The sequence below is a fragment of the Roseateles depolymerans genome, assembly GCF_003387155.1.
Lineage (GTDB): Bacteria > Pseudomonadota > Gammaproteobacteria > Burkholderiales > Burkholderiaceae_C > Roseateles > Roseateles depolymerans.
Genome location: NZ_QUMT01000005.1, coordinates 282,893 through 301,664, shown reverse-complemented (window position 1 = coordinate 301,664; position 18,772 = coordinate 282,893). Strand labels below are relative to the sequence as shown.

Annotated in this window: 16 protein-coding genes; 12 read left to right on the top strand and 4 right to left on the bottom strand. The window is 65.1% G+C overall.

Annotated features, from left to right (window positions below; genetic code table 11):
* The first annotated feature begins 39 nt into the window (after window positions 1–39).
* The 3 genes from DES44_RS21850 to DES44_RS21840 all read left to right on the top strand — a co-directional run bounded on the left by DES44_RS21850 (window position 40) and on the right by DES44_RS21840 (window position 4,903).
* Entirely contained in the window at window positions 40–2,436 is a 2,397-nt protein-coding gene (locus DES44_RS21850; protein ID WP_058937236.1) for a 3-hydroxyacyl-CoA dehydrogenase/enoyl-CoA hydratase family protein, read from the top strand.
* Window positions 2,437–2,464: 28 nt separating this feature from the next.
* Entirely contained in the window at window positions 2,465–3,679 is a 1,215-nt protein-coding gene (locus DES44_RS21845) for an acetyl-CoA C-acyltransferase (RefSeq protein ID WP_058934095.1), read from the top strand.
* A gap of 462 nt (window positions 3,680–4,141) precedes the next feature.
* Window positions 4,142–4,903 (top strand): enoyl-CoA hydratase, encoded by a 762-nt coding sequence (locus DES44_RS21840; RefSeq protein ID WP_058934096.1) that lies wholly within the window; start codon window positions 4,142–4,144, stop codon window positions 4,901–4,903.
* A gap of 3 nt (window positions 4,904–4,906) precedes the next feature.
* On the opposite strand, the gene DES44_RS21835 is transcribed toward DES44_RS21840, so the two are convergent.
* From DES44_RS21835 to DES44_RS21820, 4 genes are all read right to left on the bottom strand, one after another.
* A complete protein-coding gene (locus DES44_RS21835) occupies window positions 4,907–5,545 on the bottom strand; it encodes a hypothetical protein (RefSeq protein WP_116001854.1) in 639 nt (212 codons plus the stop codon).
* Between the two features lie 43 nt (window positions 5,546–5,588).
* On the bottom strand, window positions 5,589–6,326 hold the full coding sequence (locus tag DES44_RS21830; RefSeq protein ID WP_232309942.1) for a hypothetical protein: 738 nt from the start codon (window positions 6,324–6,326) through the stop codon (window positions 5,589–5,591).
* A gap of 137 nt (window positions 6,327–6,463) precedes the next feature.
* On the bottom strand, window positions 6,464–7,789 hold the full coding sequence (locus DES44_RS21825) for a dicarboxylate/amino acid:cation symporter (RefSeq protein ID WP_058934099.1): 1,326 nt from the start codon (window positions 7,787–7,789) through the stop codon (window positions 6,464–6,466).
* 169 nt (window positions 7,790–7,958) lie between these two features.
* Complete coding sequence (locus tag DES44_RS21820) at window positions 7,959–8,387, bottom strand: acyl-CoA thioesterase (RefSeq protein WP_058937237.1); 429 nt, start codon at window positions 8,385–8,387, stop codon at window positions 7,959–7,961.
* Between the two features lie 78 nt (window positions 8,388–8,465).
* Between DES44_RS21820 and DES44_RS21815 the strand changes: the two genes are divergently transcribed.
* From DES44_RS21815 to DES44_RS21775, 9 genes are all read left to right on the top strand, one after another.
* On the top strand, window positions 8,466–10,334 hold the full coding sequence (locus DES44_RS21815) for an ABCB family ABC transporter ATP-binding protein/permease (RefSeq protein ID WP_058934100.1): 1,869 nt from the start codon (window positions 8,466–8,468) through the stop codon (window positions 10,332–10,334).
* Window positions 10,335–10,406: 72 nt separating this feature from the next.
* The gene (locus tag DES44_RS21810) at window positions 10,407–11,336 is read left to right on the top strand and encodes a LysR substrate-binding domain-containing protein (protein ID WP_058934101.1); all 930 of its coding nucleotides are present in this window, start codon (window positions 10,407–10,409) and stop codon (window positions 11,334–11,336) included.
* A 125-nt stretch (window positions 11,337–11,461) separates the two neighbouring features.
* Window positions 11,462–12,355, top strand: coding sequence for an amino acid ABC transporter substrate-binding protein (locus DES44_RS21805; RefSeq protein ID WP_058934102.1), 894 nt, complete (start codon window positions 11,462–11,464; stop codon window positions 12,353–12,355).
* A gap of 117 nt (window positions 12,356–12,472) precedes the next feature.
* A complete protein-coding gene (locus DES44_RS21800; protein WP_058934103.1) occupies window positions 12,473–13,207 on the top strand; it encodes an amino acid ABC transporter permease in 735 nt (244 codons plus the stop codon).
* Between the two features lies 1 nt (window position 13,208).
* The gene (locus DES44_RS21795; RefSeq protein ID WP_058934104.1) at window positions 13,209–13,889 is read left to right on the top strand and encodes an amino acid ABC transporter permease; all 681 of its coding nucleotides are present in this window, start codon (window positions 13,209–13,211) and stop codon (window positions 13,887–13,889) included.
* A 12-nt stretch (window positions 13,890–13,901) separates the two neighbouring features.
* Window positions 13,902–14,636: an amino acid ABC transporter ATP-binding protein gene (locus DES44_RS21790; RefSeq protein ID WP_058934105.1), complete on the top strand. Its 735-nt coding sequence runs from the start codon at window positions 13,902–13,904 to the stop codon at window positions 14,634–14,636.
* Window positions 14,637–14,839: 203 nt separating this feature from the next.
* Complete coding sequence (gene pyrC, locus DES44_RS21785) at window positions 14,840–15,874, top strand: dihydroorotase (protein ID WP_058934106.1); 1,035 nt, start codon at window positions 14,840–14,842, stop codon at window positions 15,872–15,874.
* Between the two features lie 462 nt (window positions 15,875–16,336).
* The gene (locus tag DES44_RS21780) at window positions 16,337–17,794 is read left to right on the top strand and encodes a S1 family peptidase (protein WP_058934107.1); all 1,458 of its coding nucleotides are present in this window, start codon (window positions 16,337–16,339) and stop codon (window positions 17,792–17,794) included.
* Window positions 17,779–18,771: an FHA domain-containing protein gene (locus DES44_RS21775; protein WP_058934108.1), complete on the top strand. Its 993-nt coding sequence runs from the start codon at window positions 17,779–17,781 to the stop codon at window positions 18,769–18,771. Before DES44_RS21780 ends, DES44_RS21775 begins: the two co-directional genes overlap by 16 nt.
* Window position 18,772: the final 1 nt, after the last annotated feature.

Here is an 18,772-nt window from a genome sequence, read left to right as displayed (position 1 = left end):
TAGATTTCATACATCCGAGTGATGTTCATTGGAGAAACCATGAGTCGATTCCAAGTTCGCAAGGTGGCCGTGCTCGGCGCCGGCGTGATGGGCGCGCAGATCGCCGCCCATCTGGTCAACGTGAAAGTGCCGGTCGTGCTGTTCGACCTGCCGGCCAAGGAAGGCCCCAAGAACGGGATCGTGACCAAGGCGGTCGAGGGGCTGAAGAAGCTCAAGCCGGCCCCGCTGGGCGTGCCGGAGAACGCCGCGCTGATCCAGCAGGCCAACTATGAAGAGCACCTGGAGCTGCTCAAGGACTGCGACCTGATCATCGAGGCCATCGCCGAGCGCATGGACTGGAAGCTGGATCTGTACACCAAGATCGCGCCGTTCGTGGCCCCGCATGCCATCGTGGCCTCCAACACGTCCGGCCTGTCGATCACCAAGCTGAGCGAAGTGCTGCCCGAGGAAATCAAGCCGCGCTTCTGCGGCATCCACTTCTTCAATCCGCCGCGCTACATGTACCTGGTGGAGCTGATCAACACGCCGACGACCCGTCCGGAAGTGATCGACCAGCTGGAAAGCTTCGTGACCACCGCCGTCGGCAAGGGTGTGGTGCGTGCCAATGACACGCCCAACTTCGTTGCCAATCGCGTGGGCATCGCCGGCATGATGGCCACGATGATCGAGGCCGAGAAGTTCGGCCTGAGCGTGGACGTGGTGGACGACCTGACCGGCAAGAAGCTGGGCCGCGCGTCATCGGGCACCTTCCGCACCGCGGACGTGGTGGGCCTGGACACGATGGCCCACGTCGTCAAGACGATGCAGGACAACCTGAAGGACGATCCGTTCTATTCGACCTATGCCACGCCCAAGGTGCTGGCGGGCCTGATCGAGAAGGGCGCACTGGGCCAGAAGGCCGGCGCGGGCTTCTACAAGAAGGTCGGCAAGGACATCCAGCGCCTGGACTTCGCCACCGGTGAATACGTGGCCGGCGGCAAGAAGGCCGACGAGATCGTGGCCCGCATGCTGAAGAAGCCGGCAGCGGACCGCATCAAGCTGCTGCGTGAATCGACCAATCCGCAGGCGCAGTTCCTGTGGTCCATCCTGCGCGACAGCTTCCACTACGTGGCCGTGCATCTGGACACCGTGGCCGACACCGCCCGCGAAATCGACTTCGCCATGCGCTGGGGCTTCGGCTCGCAGCAAGGCCCGTTCGAGCTGTGGCAGGCGGCCGGCTGGAAGCAGGTGGCGGAATGGGTGAAGGCCGACATCGACGCCGGCAAGACGCTGTCGTCGGCACCGCTGCCCGCCTGGGTGTTCGAAGGCCCGGTGGCCGAGAACGGCGGCGTGCACAGCAAGGACGGCTCGTGGAGCGCTGCGGAAGGCAAGTTCAAGCCGCGCGCCAAGCTGCCGGTGTATGAGCGTCAGGCCTTCCCGGAATCGCTGGTGGGCGAGGGCGCCGTCGAGCCGCTGAAGGCCGGCACCGAAGAGTTCAAGAACGAAGAAGTCCGCGTGTGGTCGCTGGACGGCGACGTGCTGATCGCCTCGATCAGCGCCAAGCTGCACCTGATCAGCCCGACGGTGACCGAAGGCCTGCTCAAGGCGGTCGAGATCGCCGAGGCGAAGTACAAGGGCCTGGTGATCTGGTCGCCGGACGACGTGTTCTCCGCCGGTGCCAACCTGGAAGCGCTGATGCCGGTCTTCATGACCAAGGGCGCCAAGGGCATTGCGCCGGAAGAGAAGAAGCTGCAGGACATGATGCTGCGCATCCGCTACGCCAATGTGCCGGTGGTGGCCGCCATGCGCGGTCTGGCCCTGGGCGGCGGCTGCGAGCTGGCGGTGCATTGCGCCCGTCGCGTGGCCCACATGGAGTCGTATGTGGGTCTGGTGGAAGTGGGCGTGGGCCTGATCCCCGGCGGCGGCGGTCTGACCTACATCGCCCGTCGCGCGGCCGAGATGGCATCGGCCGGCAATGCCAATGCCGACATCTTCGCCTTCCTGAAGGACGGCTTCACCAATGCCGCCACGGCCAAGGTGGCGACCTCGGCGCTGGAAGCCCGCAAGCTGGGTTACCTGCTGGACAGCGACGTGATCGTGCCCAACAAGGACGAGCTGCTGTTCGTGGCCTCGGCCCAGGTCAAGGCGATGGCCGACTCCGGCTACCGTCCGCCGCTGAAGGCCACCTTCCCGGTAGCCGGTCGCTCGGGCATCGCCACGGTGAAGGCCCAGCTGGCCAACATGCGTGACGGCGGCTTCATCAGCCAGCACGATTTCCATCTGGCTTCGCTGATCGCCGATGTGGTGTGCGGCGGTGAGGTGGAAGCCGGCGCGCTGGTGACCGAGGAGTACCTGATGGCCCTGGAGCGCAAGCACTTCTGCTCGCTGCTGGAGCATCCGAAGACCCAGGAGCGGATCATGGGCATGCTGCAGACCGGCAAGCCGGTGCGCAATTGATTTTTGCTGATCGTTGAAAGGATCAGAAATGACCAAACAAGTTCAAGACGCCTACATCTGCGCTGCCACCCGTCTGCCGATCGGCAAGTCGGGCCGGGGCTATTTCAAGAACACCCGTCCGGACGAGATGCTGTCCCGCGTGATCCAGGCCGCGCTGGCCCAGGTGCCGGGGCTGGATCCGTCGGTGATCGAGGACGCGATCATCGGTTGCTCGTTCCCGGAAGGGGAGCAGGGCATGAACATCGCCCGCGTGGCGGCGGTGCTGTCGGGCCTGCCCAATACCGTGGGTGGCGTGACGGTGAACCGTTATTGCGCGTCGGGCATCACGGCGCTGGCGATGGCGGCCGACCGCATCCGCGTGGGTGAGTCGGAAGTGATGATTGCCGGCGGCGTCGAATCGATGTCGATGGTGCCGATGGGCGGCAACAAGCCGTCGTTCCCGCCTGCGATTTTTGAGCGGGACGAGAACATCGGCCTGGCCTACGGGATGGGGTTGACCGCCGAGAAGGTGGCGGCGCAGTGGAAGGTGTCGCGGGAGGCGCAGGACGAGTTCGCGCTGGAGTCGCATCGTCGCGCGCTGGCTGCGATCGAAGGCGGTTTCTTCAAGGACGAGATCACGCCCTTCGAGGTGAAGGACCGTCAGCCGGATCTGAATGGCGATGGCGTGGTGGTGAAGTCGCGCACGGTGGATATCGACGAAGGTCCGCGCAAGGACACGTCGATGGAAGGACTGGCCAAGCTCAAGCCGGTGTTCGCCGCCAAGGGCAGCGTGACGGCCGGCAACAGCTCGCAGACGTCGGATGGCGCGGGCGCGCTGATCGTGGCGTCGGAAGCGGCTGTGAAGCGCTTCGGTCTGACGCCGCTGGCTCGCTTCGTGTCGTTCGCGGTGCGCGGTGTGCCGCCGGAGATCATGGGCATCGGCCCGATCGAAGCCATCCCCGCGGCGCTGAAGCTGGCAGGCATCAAGGCTGAGGACCTGGGTTGGGTGGAGCTGAATGAAGCCTTCGCCGCCCAGTCGCTGGCCGTGCTGAACGACCTGGACAGCAAGGGCATCGTGCTGGACCGCAGCAAGGTGAACCCCAACGGCGGCGCCATCGCCCTGGGCCACCCGCTGGGCGCCACCGGTGCCATCCGCGCCGCTTCCGTCATCCACGGCCTGCGTCGCACCGGTGCCAAGTACGGCATGGTGACGATGTGCGTGGGTGCGGGGCAGGGCGCTGCGGGCATCATCGAGCGGCTGTAAGTCGAGCGGCTCGTTAGCCATCAAAGGGGGGGAAGGGAAGCTGCTGTTCCATTGAAATGGGACGGGGGCGGGTCTTCTCCCCTTTTTGTTTTATCGATAGGCAAACAGCCCGAGGGTAGTGGTTGCGAACGACCGAGCGCCAGCAAGAGGGGGATGGGCCCCCTGTTTTCTCCATGTCCTCCGACCGCTCCGCGGTCTCCCCCTAATACTTCCGAAAACAGGGGGCCCATCCCCCTCTTGCGATTCACCGAGCCAACCAGCGTAGAACACGCAGCAGTGCCGCCACGGATCGGCGCTGGCAAATGCGCAGATCGAGTCCGTACTCAACCGCTTCCTCCATCAAGACCGTATTCGGGCTCGTGGCAGGAATCCAGGTGGGCATCGAAGCCTAGAAGCTTCGAAGCCTCAGGACAGGTGGATCACCGGTAGCATCATGCAATTCGTTTTGAGAGGAGTCGCTCCATGAGCATCAAGACCGCCATCGTCAACGGCGTGTTGACCATCGAGATCGCGCGTCCCGAGAAGAAGAACGCACTGACCCGTGCGATGTACCAGGCCATGGCCGACGCACTGGTCGCCGCCAACGACGACAAGACCGTCCGCGCGGTGCTGATCCAGGGCCAGCCGTCCATCTTCACGTCGGGCAACGACATCGAAGACTTCATGGCCAGCCCGCCCCGGGACGAGGAAGCCCCCGTCTTCCAGTTCATGAAGGCCATGATCGGCTGCAACAAGCCCATCGTCGCCGCCGTGAACGGCGCCGCCATCGGCATCGGCACCACGCTGCTGCTGCACTGCGATCTGGTCTACGTGGCCGACGATGCACGCCTGGCCATGCCCTTCGTCAGCCTGGGCCTGGTGCCGGAGTTCGGTTCAAGCCTGATCGTGCCCCGCCTGATGGGCCAGCGCCGCGCCGCGGAGAAGCTGCTGCTGGGCGATCCGTTCACCGGCGAACAGGCCGTGGAATATGGCATTGCCAACAGCGTGCTGCCCGCCGGCGAAGTGGTGAACTACGCCCGCCGCGTCGCCGAGCGCTTCAACAGCCTGCCGCCGACCGCCGTGATGGAGAGCAAGAAGCTGATGCGCCGCAGCACCGAGGAAGAACTGCTGAACACCATCCAGGTGGAAGCAGAGATCTTCGGCGCCCGCCTGCGCAGCCCCGAAGCCATCGAAGCCTTCCAGGCCTTCTTCCAGAAGCGTCAGCCGGACTTCTCCAAGTTCTGATCTTCAGGGCGCAGTAAAGCGGTAGAGGTTCCCGGGCTCAACGAAGGTGGTGGTCCGGGGCTCGCCCGCAGGGACGAAGCGCCTCCCCTGGAGACGCCAGGGGGTCAGCGTCAGTCCCAGCGCCTCCGGTTGCCCTTCGGGCCAGCGGTAGCTGGCCTTGAAAAATCCTATGCCGTCCGGGTCTCGGGAGAGAGCCAGGCAACTGGCAAAGAGGCTGGGCAGTTCGAAGCGCTGCGCCTGTGGGCCATAGGGCTGCTTGATCAGCCACACCCGCACATGCCGCACCGCCGTGCCGCTGGCGCTGCTCGGCACACCTTCGACGCAGACGGCCTCTTCATTCGCAAAGACCCGGGCCGTGCGGCCCAATGACGGGGCCGGCGGTTCCCCCTCGAAGCGGATGGCACGCGCGGCAGCGATGCGCCGTCCATCCAGGATGACGTCAGGCCCCCGCAGTTCCAGAACATGCGCCGCACCCCCGTCCAGGGTGAACTTCCAGAAGTCGCCCGCCGGCTCCCCCAGTCCGCCGCGGGCGACCTTGCGAAGGTCTGCGGGGCTGAACAGTCGTGAAGGCAGGCTGCTGTAGAAGTCGTCGTATCCCTCAAAGACGTTGGCCTCGCCATCGGCAGCGTGCGCCATACTCATGGCAGCGGCAAGCAAGGCCGCAGCAAGGTTTCGGTTCATGGTGTCAGCGGTAGCTCTTGCCGCCAGTGGCGGTGAGATAGTCCTGGGGATGCGTCCAGAAAATCGTGGACCCATGTGCAGCGGTGGAGACCCACACCGCAGTGTAGCGACCCCGCTCCTTGACGTTGACCAGCACCCCATTCTTCTTGGCAGTCCAGTAGGTCACCGTCTCGTCGTTCACCGGCTCTTTCACCCCGAAAATGTTGTGGGACGGGTCGCCAAAACGGAAGCCGTCCTTGACCTTGGGATGGTTCTTGAAGTTGGTCTTGAAGTCCTTGCCGTCCCACCAATAAGCACCGTTGGACGGGTCCTTGCCCCGGCTGGCCAAGGCGTTTTCGGCCCATTCCCTGGCGAGTTTCATGCCAGGGTCGGCAGCAATCTGCGCAGTTGTGGCCCCCATGAACTGACCATAGCGCGCATTGCCGTCCTTGACCGCATAGGTGTAGTTGGGATCGGCCGTGAGCAACTGGTCCACGGTCTTGCCGCCCCAGGCTCTGCAGCGGTTGGCAACGGCCCAGGCGATGCCGCCGATTTCATCCGGATCATTGGCCGTGGACGCCTCACCAAACGCAATGGCCGCCAGCTTGCGCGTCTGCGCATCCAGCGCCGGCGCCGCCGTGGCGGCGGGTCCGGTGACCCCGCACAAGGGCCCCGGGGGCTTGGACTGCTGAAGGCACAAGGTCCCCGCGTCCAGGGCCGGGGTGTTGGTGTCGAGTCCGAGAGGTCCAGGAGCGGGCGGCACGATCACTGCTCGAAGTGGCGAAGATCCGCAACTTAACGGCCCCGCGCTCCGCTGGCGAGTGACTTTGGACATCTCGGCCCGGAAACAGGCACGGGCCCCGCAGGGCCCGTGTGTTCATCCAGGTACCGCGAAGGTCCTCAGGCGATCGGGGCGTCGTCCGGATCGACCGGCGAATTCAGGGCCTCCTGGAGCTTCTTCATGTCCAGCGCGCCTTCCCACTTCGAGACCACTACCGTGGCCACGGCATTACCGATGAAGTTGGTCAGCGAACGGCATTCGGACATGAAGCGGTCCACGCCCAGAATCAGCGCCATGCCCGCCACCGGTACTTCCGGCACCACCGACAGCGTCGCCGCCAGGGTGATGAACCCCGCCCCCGTCACGCCCGCCGCGCCCTTGGAGCTCAGCATCGCCACCAGCAGCAGCGAGATCTGGTGGCCCAGCGTCAGTTCAGTGTTGGTGGCCTGCGCAATGAACAGCGCCGCCAGCGTCATGTAGATGTTGGTGCCGTCCAGGTTGAACGAATAGCCGGTCGGGACCACCAGGCCCACCACCGTCTTCTCGCAACCGGCCTTCTCCATCTTCTCCATCAGCGAGGGCAGGGCCGATTCCGACGAAGAGGTGCCCAGCACCAGCAGCAGCTCGGCCTTCAGATAACGGATCAGCTTCAGGACCGAGAAGCCGCACAGGCGCGCCACCAGGCCCAGGATCACCAGCACGAACAGCAGCGCCGTGATGTAGAAACTGCCCACCAGCCACGCCAGGTTCACCAGCGCTGCCACCCCGTACTTGCCAATGGTGAAGGCCATTGCGCCCAGCGCACCAATCGGCGCCGCACGCATCAGGATGTGCACCAGACGGAAGACCGGCACGGTCAGCGATTCCATGAAGGTCAGCACCGGCCGGCCGCGCTCGCCCGACAGCGACAGCGCCACCCCGAACAGCACCGCCACGAACAGCGTCTGCAGGATGTTGCCGTCCGACAGCGAGCCGAGCAGCGACTTCGGAATGATGTCCATCAGGAAGCCGGTGATCGTCAGCTCATGGGTCTTATCCACGTAGCCGCGCACTTCCTTCTGGTCCAGGTCGGCCACGTTCACATTCATGCCGGCGCCCGGCTGCACCACATGCGCCACCACCAGGCCAACGATCAGCGCCAGCGTGGAGAAGAACAGGAAGTACACCATCGCCTTGCCAAACACCCGGCCCACCGATTTGAGGTGGGTCATGCTGGCGATGCCGGTGACGATGGTCAGGAAGATCACCGGCGCGATGATCATCTTCACCAGCTTGATGAAGGCGTCCCCCAGCGGCTTGAGCGCCACCCCATACTTCGGCTCGAAGTAGCCCAGCAAGACGCCGATGACGATTGCCACCACCACCTGGACATACAGCTGCTTATAGAAGGGCACCGGCGCGGGACGCGCGCCAGTGTGGGCGGATGATGCGGGGATGGGCTGCATCGGGGGTGTCTCCTGGGAAATGGCGGCTTTCATACTGCAGGACCGCCTGGGGGGATGAAAAGTCCCATAGGGAGGTCCTGGACACCTGCCCCATGGTCCGGATTGAAATTCAGAGGGACATCAGCGCGAAGCCTTGTCCACAAACGCTGAGTCGCCGCTGCGGCAAGCCTCAGGCCTGCTCGGCAAACGCCCGCGGCTTGCCTTCACGGTCGATCGCCACATAGGTGAGGTTGGCCTCGGTCACCTTCACCACATGCGGATTCGCCGGGTTGCGTTCGGCAAACACTTCCACATGCACAGTGATCGAGGTGCGGCCAATGCGCTTGACCTCGGCATAAAAGCTCAGCAGGTCCCCGATGGACACCGGCTGCTTGAAGATGAATTCATTCACCGCCACCGTGGCCACCCGGCCCCGCGAGATACGCAGCGGCAGCACGGAACCGGCCAGGTCGACCTGCGCCATGATCCAGCCGCCGAAGATGTCGCCGTTGCCGTTGGCATCCGCCGGCATGGGCATGACCCGCATCACCAGTTCACGGGGGCCCAGCGCGTCGGCAGGCGGCAAGGTGTCAGGAGACTTGGGGGTAGGGGTGCTCATGGTCAGCAGCAGGGAGAGCCCGGGGTGAGAATGGGCGCCATTGTCGTCCAGCACGCGCCAGAGCACACGACCCTACCCATGCGCCGGTCTTCTTCATTGCCCAACCCTGTTCCCTCCTCGCCCACAAGCGACGCCAGCACCCCTCGCCGGGGCGATTGGCGGACGGTGGGCCGGCTGCTGCCGTATTTCTGGCGCTATCGCTGGCGGGTCGCCGTGGCCCTGGCTTTCATGATTGGGGCGAAATTCGCCAACGTGAGCGTGCCGCTGCTGCTCAAGCGGCTGGTCGATAGCCTGGACGTGCAGCCCGGCAGCCCACAGGCGCTGATGGTGGTGCCGGTGGGCCTGCTGCTGGCCTACGGACTGCTGCGGCTGTGCACCTCGCTGTTCACCGAAGCCCGGGAACTGATCTTCGCCAAGGCCACCGAAGGCGCCTCCCGCAGCATCTCGCTGCAGGTGTTCCGCCATCTGCATGACCTGAGCCTGCGCTTCCATCTGGAGCGCCAGACCGGTGGCATGACCCGGGACATCGAACGCGGCACCCGCGCCGTGCATTCCCTGATTTCCTATTCCCTCTACAGCATCTTCCCGACGCTGGTGGAAGTGGTGCTGGTGCTCAGCCTGCTGGCCGTCAAGTTCGACGCCATGTTCGCCTGGATCACCGGCGCCGCACTCGTGTTCTACATCGGCTTCACCGTGATGGTCACCGAGTGGCGCACCCAGTTCCGCCGCCGGCTGAACGAGCTGGATTCGGTGGCCCACAGCAAGGCCATCGACTCGCTGTTGAACTACGAGACGGTGAAGTACTTCAACAACGAGGACTTCGAGGCCGCCCGCTACGACCAGAGTCTGGAGCAACTGCGCCGCGCCCAGCTCAAGTCGCAGACCACGCTGTCGCTGCTCAACAGCGGGCAGCAGGTGATCATCGCCTCGGCCCTGGTGGCCATGCTGTGGCGGGCCACCCAGGGCGTGGTGGACGGCCACATGAGCCTGGGCGACCTGGTGATGATCAACGCCTTCATGATCCAGCTCTACATCCCGCTGAACTTCCTGGGGGTGATCTATCGGGAGATCAAGCAGAGCCTGACCGACCTGGACAAGATGTTTGCCCTGCTCTCCAAGGAGCGGGAAGTGGCCGACACGCCGCAGGCCCAGCCGCTGCAGGTGCGCGGCGCGACCGTGCGCTTCGAGGACGTGGTGTTTGCCTATGAGCCGGACCGGCCGATTCTCAAGGGCGTGTCCTTCGAGATTCCGGCCGGACGCAAGGTGGCGGTGGTGGGGCCCAGCGGGTCGGGCAAGAGCACGCTGGCGCGGCTGCTCTATCGCTTCTATGACGTGGACGGGGGCCGCATCACCATCGACGGCCAGCCGCTGGTCCAGGTGACGCAGCAGAGCCTGCGCCGCGCCATCGGCATCGTGCCGCAGGACACCGTGCTGTTCAACGACACCATCGCCTACAACATCGCGTACGGACGCCCGGAAGCCAGCACCGAGGAGGTGGAGGCCGCCGCCCGCGCGGCCCACATCCACAGCTTCATCAGCAGCCTGCCGCAGGGCTACCAGACCATGGTGGGCGAGCGGGGCCTGAAGCTCTCCGGCGGGGAGAAGCAGCGGGTGGCCATCGCCCGCACGCTGCTGAAGAATCCGCCCATCCTGATCTTCGACGAGGCCACCTCGGCCCTGGATTCCCGCAACGAGCGGGCCATCCAGGCCGAACTGGAAGCCGCCGCCGAAAACAAGACGGTGCTGGTGATCGCCCATCGCCTGTCCACCATCGTGGATGCGCACGAGATCCTGGTGATGGAGCATGGCGAGATCGTGGAGCGGGGCACCCATGCGCAGTTGCTGGCGCAGCAGGGCCGTTATGCGCAGATGTGGTCCATGCAGCAGGACGGGCAAGGCGGCAGCCCCGCCGGCACGCCGGCCTCAGCACCCAGCGCGTCGGAATGAGCGCTCGGCGCGTCCGGATGAGCACGAGGCGCACCGGCCTGAGCCCTTGGCGCGCGGGCATAATCCCGCCTCGTGGAAACCAAGTGGCTTGAAGACTTTGTGAGTTTGGCGGAGACGCGCAGCTTCTCGCGTTCGGCCCAGCTGCGACACGTGACGCAGCCCGCCTTCTCACGGCGCATCCAGGCGCTCGAGGCCTGGGCCGGCGTGGATCTGGTGGACCGCTCGTCCTATCCCACCCGGCTGACCGCTGCCGGTGAGACCCTGCTCGGGCAGGCGGTCGACCTGCTGGGCAACCTCCAGGCCACGCGCAACATGCTGCGCAGCCACCAGTCGGCCGGCCAGGACATGATCGAGTTCGCCGTCCCGCACTCCCTGTCCTTCAGCTTCTTCCCGCACTGGCTCATGGAGTTGCGCCAGCGCTTCGGCGAAGTGAAGTGCCGGCTGAATGCTTTGAATGTGCACGACGCTACCTTGCAACTTAGCGAAGGCAACTGCGACCTGCTGGTGGTCTATCACCATCCCAGCCAGCCGCTGCAGCTGGACCCGGAGCGTTACGAGTCGGTGTCCCTCGGACACGAAACCCTGTCCGCCTATGCGAAGGCGGACGCTGCCGGGGCGCCGATGTTCCGCATCACCGGCCATCCTGGGCAGAAAATCCCGTTTCTGAGCTACGCCTCGGGCGCCTATCTCGGGCGCCTGGTGGAGCTGATCGTCAAGGACGCCGCACTGCCGCTGAATCTGGAATCCGTCTTCGAGACGGACATGGCCGAAAGCCTCAAGGCCATGGCCCTGGAGGGGCACGGTCTGGCCTTCCTGCCGGCCAGCTCGGTGAAGAAGGAAGTGAAGGCCCGTCGGCTGGTCCGCGCTGCGGAACCCGGCCACTATGAACTGAACATGGAGTTGCGCATGTACCGGGAGCGCCAGGCCACCACGCGGCGTGTCAAGCCCGTGGCCCAGGCCCTGTGGTCGTTCCTCAACCAGCCGGGTGGTGGCACGGCATGAATCGTGCATGACATCTGGGCGCCCCCCTTGAGATGCGTAATACTCCCTATCCGTCAGACCGCCCGTACGTGGTCTGCTTCGCCCGTTCACAGACACAATTCGATTCCGAATTTGCAGGAGCACTTATGAAGAAGGCAATGCTTGTCCTGGCCCTTGGCGCCGCTCTGGCCGGTGTGGCTCAGGCCGATACGCTGAAGAAGATCAAGGACTCGGGCAGCGTGACCATGGGCGTGCGCGAATCCTCGGGCGCCCTGTCCTACACCCTGGGTGACGGCAAGTACGTGGGCTACCACGTCGAGGTCTGCCAACGCGTGCTGGCGGACGTGCAAAAGCAGCTGGGCCTGGCCAAGCTGGACATCAAGTACCTGCCGGTGACCTCGCAGAACCGCGTGCCCCTGGTGCAGAACGGCACCGTGGACATCGAATGCGGCTCCACCACCAACAACGCCACCCGCGCCAAGGACGTGGCTTTTGCGGTCACGACCTATGTCGAGGAAGTGCGCATTGCGGTGAAGGCCAACTCCGGCATCACGTCCATCAGCCAGCTCAACGGCAAGACGGTGGCCACGACCACCGGCACCACCTCCGTGCAACTGCTGCGCAAGCATGAGCGCGCCAACGGCGTGGACTTCAAGGAAGTGCTGGGCAAGGACCACGCCGACAGCTTCCTGCTGCTGGAATCGGGCCGCGCCGATGCGTTCGTGATGGACGGCCAGATCCTGGCTGGCAACATTGCCAAGTCCAAGAACCCGGCTGAGTACAAGATCGTGGGTGAAACCCTGTCGGTCGAGCCGATCGCCATCATGATCCGCAAGGACGACCCGGCCTTCAAGAAGGCTGTGGACGACAGCATCAAGGGCATGATGAAGTCGGGCGAGATTGCCAAGCTGTATGACAAGTGGTTCGTGCAGCCCATCCCCCCGGTCAATGCCAAGCTGAACATGCCGGCCTCGGAAGCGACGAAGGCGGCCTGGGCGAATCCGAACGACAAGCCGGTCGAGGAATACGCCAAGAAGTAAGCCGTTCCGGCCAAGCCTCAAGGCGCCCCGCGGGGCGCCTTGTCGCAAGCGCTGGAAGGTGGGTGATGGGGCCGCGGCCAAGGCGGCCCCTTTTGTATGGATGAATGGAGGCTGGCCATGAGCTGGGACTGGCAGTTGTACTGCACGGACATGGTGACCGAAGAGGTCGCACCGAAGTGTTTTGGTGCGAAGGGGTATGAGACCTACCTGGATGCGATGGTGCATGCCTGGGGCTGGACCATGACCCTCGCGTTGCTGGGTCTGGCCGTGGCCCTGGTGGTGGGCATCCTGGTGGGCATCCTGCGCACGGTGCCTAACCGCAAGGTGGCCTGGCTGGGCGAGGCCTGGACCGAGCTCTTCCGCAACATTCCGCTGATCGTCCAGCTCTTCCTCTGGTATCACGTGCTGCCGCGGCTGATTCCGGGGGCGCAGTCGGTGCCGCCGATGGTGCTGGCCTTTGTCGGCCTGGGCCTGTTTACTTCGGCCCGGATTTCCGAGCAGGTCAAGGCCGGCATCCTGACCTTGCCCAAGGGGCAGCGCTATGCCGGCCAGGCCCTGGGCCTGACGCTGCCGCAGACCTACCGCCATGTGCTGCTGCCGATGGCGCTGCGCATCGTGATTCCGCCGGTGACCAGCGAAAGCATGAACATCGTCAAGAACTCTGCCGTGGCCTTTGCCATCGGCATTCCTGAGCTGACGCAATATGCGCAGCAGGCGTCCGAGCAGTCCAGCTTCCTGCAGATTTTCCTGCCGGTGACGGTGCTGTATTTCGTGTCGGGGTTCGCCATCAACCGGGTGGCCAAGCTGATTGAAGTGTCGGTGCGTGTGCCTGGCATCCTGGGAGCCAAGTGACATGACGGATCTTGATTTTTCCCGGCTGACCTGGGAGACGCTGTCCGCGTATGTCTCCAAGGGCCTGATCTTCTCCTTCCAGCTGACCCTGATGGCCATGCTGGGCGGCATCATTTTGGGCACCTTGCTGGCGATGATGCGGCTGTCCGGCCGCAAGTGGCTGGAGGTGCCGGCGGCGATCTATGTGGACACGCTGCGCTCCATTCCGCTGGTGCTGGTGATTTTGTGGGTGTATTTGCTGCTGCCCTATGCCACGCAGGCCATGGGCTGGGGCAATTTCGCGCCCGAGACCACGGCGCTGATCACCTTCACGCTGTTCGAGGCCACTTACTACTCTGAAATCATGCGGGCCGGCATCCAGTCGGTCAGCAAGGGTCAGAGTTTTGCTGGGTATGCCTTGGGCATGAACTACCGCCAGACCATGAGCCTGGTGGTGCTGCCGCAGGCGTTCCGCAACATGCTGCCGGTGCTGCTCACGCAGACCATCGTGCTGTTCCAGGACACGTCGCTGGTGTATGCCATCGGTGCGTATGACCTGCTCAAGGGTTTCGAGACCGCTGGCAAGAATATTCAGCGTCCAGTTGAAACCTACCTGGCGGTTGCCGCCGTTTATTTCGTCATCTGCTTCAGCCTGTCCATGCTGGTCCGCCGTTTGCAGAAGAAGATCGCCATCATTCGCTGAGGTCCCTGCGCCATGATCGAAATCAAGAATGTCTCCAAGTGGTACGGCCCTTTCCAGGTGCTGACCGATTGCACGACCAGCATCCGCAAGGGCGAGGTCGTGGTGGTGTGCGGGCCGTCGGGCTCGGGCAAGTCCACGCTGATCAAGACGGTGAACGCTTTGGAGCCGATCCAGGCGGGCGACATCGTGGTGGACGGCACCAGCCTGACCGATCCCAAGACCAACCTGCCCAAGCTGCGTTCGCGGGTGGGCATGGTGTTCCAGCACTTTGAGCTGTTCCCGCACCTGTCGGTGACGGACAACCTCACGCTGGCGCAGATCAAGGTCCTGGGGCGGAGCAAGGACGACGCCAAGGCGCGCGGCCTGAAGATGCTGGACCGCGTGGGCCTGATGGCGCACAAGGACAAGTTCCCGGGCCAGCTCTCTGGGGGTCAGCAGCAGCGTGTGGCGATTGCCCGTGCGCTGTCGATGGACCCGATCGTCATGCTGTTTGACGAGCCCACTTCGGCCCTGGACCCGGAAATGGTCGGTGAAGTGCTGGACGTGATGGTGCAGCTGGCCAACGAGGGCATGACCATGATGTGCGTGACCCACGAAATGGGTTTTGCGCGCAAGGTCAGCAACCGGGTCATCTTCATGGACGCCGGCAAGATCATCGAGGACTGCACCAAGGACGAGTTCTTCAACAATCCGGAAGCTCGTTCGCCGCGCGCCAAGGACTTCCTGAACAAGATCCTGCAGCACTGATTGACCGGGGCCTGGACGGCCCTGAGGCCACCAGCGCCGCCCCTTGTGCCGTTACTGGTGCCGGTACTGATGCGGTGACTGGTGCCGTTACCGGTGCTTGTCCCTGTGCCGATGCTTGCATGGTGATTGCACCGATGACTGCCTAAGGCCCGCTTCCCAGGAGGCGGGCTTTTTCTTTTTGGGCAGTGCGACAATCTCCGGCCATGAGCGACACCCTTTCCCTGATCCGTCCGGACGACTGGCATGTGCACCTGCGCGACGGCGCTGCGCTGCAAAGTGTTGTGCCTTACACCGCCCGCCAGTTTGCCCGCGCCATTGCGATGCCCAACCTCAAGCCGCCCATCACCACGGCGGCGCAGGCTGAGGCGTACCGGGCCCGCATCATGGCGGCCGTCCCTGCGGGCGTGGACTTCACGCCGCTCATGACGCTGTATCTCACCGACCGCACCACGCCTGAGGACATTGCCGCGGTCAAGGCGGCGGGTGTTGTGGCGCTGAAGCTCTATCCGGCCGGCGCCACCACGAACAGTGACCACGGGGTCACTGACATTCGCAAGACCTACGCCACGCTGGAGGCCATGCAGAAGGCGGGCCTGCTGCTGCTGGTGCATGGTGAGGTGACGGACCCGGAGGTGGACGTCTTCGACCGGGAGGCGGTGTTTGTGGACCGCATCATGCGGCCGCTGCGCAAGGACTTTCCTGAGCTGAAGGTGGTGTTCGAGCACATCACGACCAAGGAAGCGGCGCAGTACGTCACCGACGCGGACCGCTTCACGGGCGCCACCATCACGCCGCAGCATCTGCTCTACAACCGCAACGCCATTTTCATGGGGGGCTTGCGTCCGCACTACTACTGCCTGCCGGTGCTCAAGCGGGAAGAGCACCGCCTGGCCCTGATCAAGGCGGCGACTTCCGGCAGTCCCAAGTTCTTCCTTGGCACGGACAGTGCGCCGCACGCGTCGGTCATGAAGGAGAACTCGGTGTGCGGGGCGGGCTGCTTCACGGCGCTGTCTGCGATGGAGCTGTATGCGGAGGCTTTTGAGGCTGCGGGTGCCTTGGACAAGCTGGAGGCGTTCGCCAGCTTCCACGGCCCGGACTTCTATGAATTGCCGCGCAACACGACGCGCGTCACGCTGCAAAAGACTGAATGGACGCTGCCTGAGGCGGTGCCTTTCGGCGAGGCTGCGCAGCTCAAGCCACTGCGCGGCGGCGAATCCCTGCACTGGAAAATGATCTAGCCGAGAACCGTTGGCCCCCCAGTCGCTTCGCTCCTGCCCCTGAATGAAGGGCCCCCCAGTCGCTCACGCTCCTGCCCCCAAGGGGCGCCACCCAGCGGCCTGGCAAAGCCAGTTCCGCGGGTGTGGCTTGAGGGTGGGCTAGGCGCGGGGCGCCAGCCCAATGTGAGAAGAGGGGGCGGGCAGGGTGTCCGTGAAGCGCTGGTTTTTCTTGTCCGGGCTCGGTGGTGGTGAGCGGAGACCAGGGGTGCCCTGTTTCCGGAAGTCAAGGAATGAATGACCGGCGCAGCCGGGCAGAAGGGACATGGAGGAAACAGGGTGCCCCTGGTCTCCGCGTCCGCTCAGCCCAACCGAATGCGGCGGTTCTTTGCCCATCCCCCACCGGCGCATCCGCGCCACGATGTACGCTTGAGCCCTCGGGATCTCCCCACGGTTTCCCCGGGGTCCTAGAAGGAGCAATGTCGCTTGTCTGAGCTGTTCACTGACTTCACCTCTCGCCAGGGCCTGCGCAGGTTGTGGATCCGCGTCGGCCTGGCTCTCAGCCTCAGCGCTGTAGTGCCGTGGGCCGTAGCAGCAAACCCACCGGCAACGCCACCAACGCCTGCTGCGGCCTCAACGTCGAACGCATCCCCGGCCCCCACCGACCCGGCCGCGCCCAGCGCCAAGCCGCTGTCGCCCGACAAACACCCCGCCCAGTTTTCCGCCAGCGCACGCCGCCTCTACGACCGCACCCGGTCCCAACTGCTGCAGGTCCGCACCCTGCTCAACGGCAGCCAGGCTTCCGTCGGTTCGGGCTTCGTGGTGACATCGGACGGCCTGGTCATCACCAACTACCACGTCGTCAGCCAGCATGCGCTGGAGCCTGAGCGCTACCACCTCCAGTTTTCCACCCCTGACGGCGAAAGCGGCGACCTCCAACTGCTGGACGTGGACGTCCGCCGCGACCTCGCCCTGCTGCGCCTGAGTGGCAAGGCCGAGCTCGTGCGCCGCATGACGGCGTCCCCTCTGCCGTTCCGCCCCGCCGACCGTCCCCTGGCCAAGGGCGAGCGCATCTACTCGATGGGCAACCCGCACGACGTGGCCTTTGCCGTCGTCGAGGGCACCTACAACGGGCTGGTTGAGCGCAGCTTCGACCCGCTCATCTACTACTCCGGCTCCATCAACCCCGGCATGAGCGGCGGCCCCGTGCTGGACGAGGAGGGCGAGGTGGTCGGTGTCAACGTCTCCACCATGTTCTTCTCCCAGCAGATGAGCTTCCTGGTCCCGGGCGGCCACGCCTCCGCACTGCTGACCCGCAGCCGCACCGCCGCGCCCATGAAGGGCCCGGCCTGGCCCCGCATCAAGGAACAGCTGATGGCCTACCAGGATGAGCTGGTGCGCAACTTCACCGCCCAGCCCTGGCGCAGCCTCGACCACCCACGCTACCGCCTGCCCATCCCGCCGGAACAGTACATGCGCTGCTGGGGCAGCGCCTCCGAGGCCGATGCCCAGGGCTTGCAAATGCAACGCACCCAATGCCGCATGGAGCAGGCGCTGTTCATCAGCGAAGAACTCCAGACCGGCTACCTGGGCGTCACCCAGGAAGCGTACGACGGCAGCAAGCTGGGGGCCCTGCGCTTCTCCCGCCAGTTTTCCGCCAGCTTCCGCAATGAACGCCTGGGCGGTGCCGACAAGGACCGCACCGCGCCCTACTGCACCGAAGACTTTGTCCAGCAAAAGGATGGCCCGCCGCTGCGCGCCGTCGCCTGCCTGCGGGCCTATCGCAAGCTGGAAGGCCTGTATGACGTCTCCGTGCTGGTGACCAATGTCGATGCGTCCACCGAAGGCGCGCTGGGCCGCTTTGATGCACGCGGGGTGAGCTTTGCCAACGCCACCCGCCTCACGCGCCACTACCTGCAAGGATTCGCATGGACCACGCGGTAATCGAGATCCTGGACCGCGAGGGTCACTGCCGCGAGACCCACAAAGTCCGCCAGTGGCCGCTGACCATTGGCCGCGCGCCGTCTGCCGACCTGGTGCTGCCCGACCCGCATCTGGCGGGCGCCCATGCCCTGCTGCACTGGACCGAGGCAGGCGCACGACTGGAGCTGCTGGAGAGCCGCAACGGCGGCTGGCTGGACGGCCAGCGGCTGGGCGCCGGCGCCACGGCCCCCTGGACCGCCCAGAACGTCGTTCAACTCGGCAGCACCCGGTTGCGCCTGCGCACCGCGCTGGACGCGCTCCCGGACGAGCAACCGCTGCCCCGCGCCGACGAACCCATGCGCCGCGACGCGCGTCCGGCCTGGGCCCTGCCGGCGGTGAGCGTGCTGTGGCTGCTGGTGCTCTGGCTGACCAACTGGTCCGGCACTGACGGCAGCAGCACCTGGGTGGACACCATCAGCGGCGTGCTGATGCCGGTGGCGCTGGCGCTGACCTGGGCGGCGGCCTGGGCGCTGGTGACACAGCTCTTCCGCCACTGGTTCGCCTTCGGCGCCCACCTGTGGCGGGCGCTGGTGGTGAGCCTGGTGTTCCAGTTGCTGGACGTGACGCTGCCGGTGCTGGCGTATGCCTTGTCCTGGCCGCGACTGATGGCCCTGGACACTTTGGCGGTGTCCGTTGGCGGCGCGGCGCTGCTGTGGTGGCATGCCACGGTGGTGTGGCCCCGTCCGCGTCGCCGTCTGGCGCTGGCCATTGGCGGCATGGCGCTGCTGGGCCTGGTGCTCACGGTGGGTCGGCGGACTGAACAGCAGCACTGGCTGGGCCCCAACTACCTGAGTGCCTTGCCTCCGCCTGCGCTGCGCCTGGTGACGCCCAAGCCGGTGGACAGCTTCGTGGACGGGATGCAGCGCCTGGAGGCCCCTTTGCAGAAGCAGGCCCGCAAGCGCAATGACCAGGAGCAGACGTCCGGGGATGATGAATAAA

Bases quoted from the DNA above. Each gene is read 5' to 3' on its own strand.
- DES44_RS21850 (WP_058937236.1), top strand. From the start codon at position 40: ATGAGTCGATTCCAAGTTCGCAAGGTGGCCGTGCTCGGCGCCGGCGTG.
- DES44_RS21845 (WP_058934095.1), top strand. From the start codon at position 2,465: ATGACCAAACAAGTTCAAGACGCCTACATCTGCGCTGCCACCCGTCTG.
- DES44_RS21840 (WP_058934096.1), top strand. From the start codon at position 4,142: ATGAGCATCAAGACCGCCATCGTCAACGGCGTGTTGACCATCGAGATC.
- DES44_RS21835 (WP_116001854.1), bottom strand. From the start codon at position 5,545: ATGAGTATGGCGCACGCTGCCGATGGCGAGGCCAACGTCTTTGAGGGA.
- DES44_RS21825 (WP_058934099.1), bottom strand. From the start codon at position 7,789: ATGCAGCCCATCCCCGCATCATCCGCCCACACTGGCGCGCGTCCCGCG.
- DES44_RS21820 (WP_058937237.1), bottom strand. From the start codon at position 8,387: ATGAGCACCCCTACCCCCAAGTCTCCTGACACCTTGCCGCCTGCCGAC.
- DES44_RS21815 (WP_058934100.1), top strand. From the start codon at position 8,466: ATGCGCCGGTCTTCTTCATTGCCCAACCCTGTTCCCTCCTCGCCCACA.
- DES44_RS21805 (WP_058934102.1), top strand. From the start codon at position 11,462: ATGAAGAAGGCAATGCTTGTCCTGGCCCTTGGCGCCGCTCTGGCCGGT.
- DES44_RS21800 (WP_058934103.1), top strand. From the start codon at position 12,473: ATGAGCTGGGACTGGCAGTTGTACTGCACGGACATGGTGACCGAAGAG.
- DES44_RS21795 (WP_058934104.1), top strand. From the start codon at position 13,209: ATGACGGATCTTGATTTTTCCCGGCTGACCTGGGAGACGCTGTCCGCG.
- DES44_RS21790 (WP_058934105.1), top strand. From the start codon at position 13,902: ATGATCGAAATCAAGAATGTCTCCAAGTGGTACGGCCCTTTCCAGGTG.
- pyrC (WP_058934106.1), top strand. From the start codon at position 14,840: ATGAGCGACACCCTTTCCCTGATCCGTCCGGACGACTGGCATGTGCAC.
- DES44_RS21775 (WP_058934108.1), top strand. From the start codon at position 17,779: ATGGACCACGCGGTAATCGAGATCCTGGACCGCGAGGGTCACTGCCGC.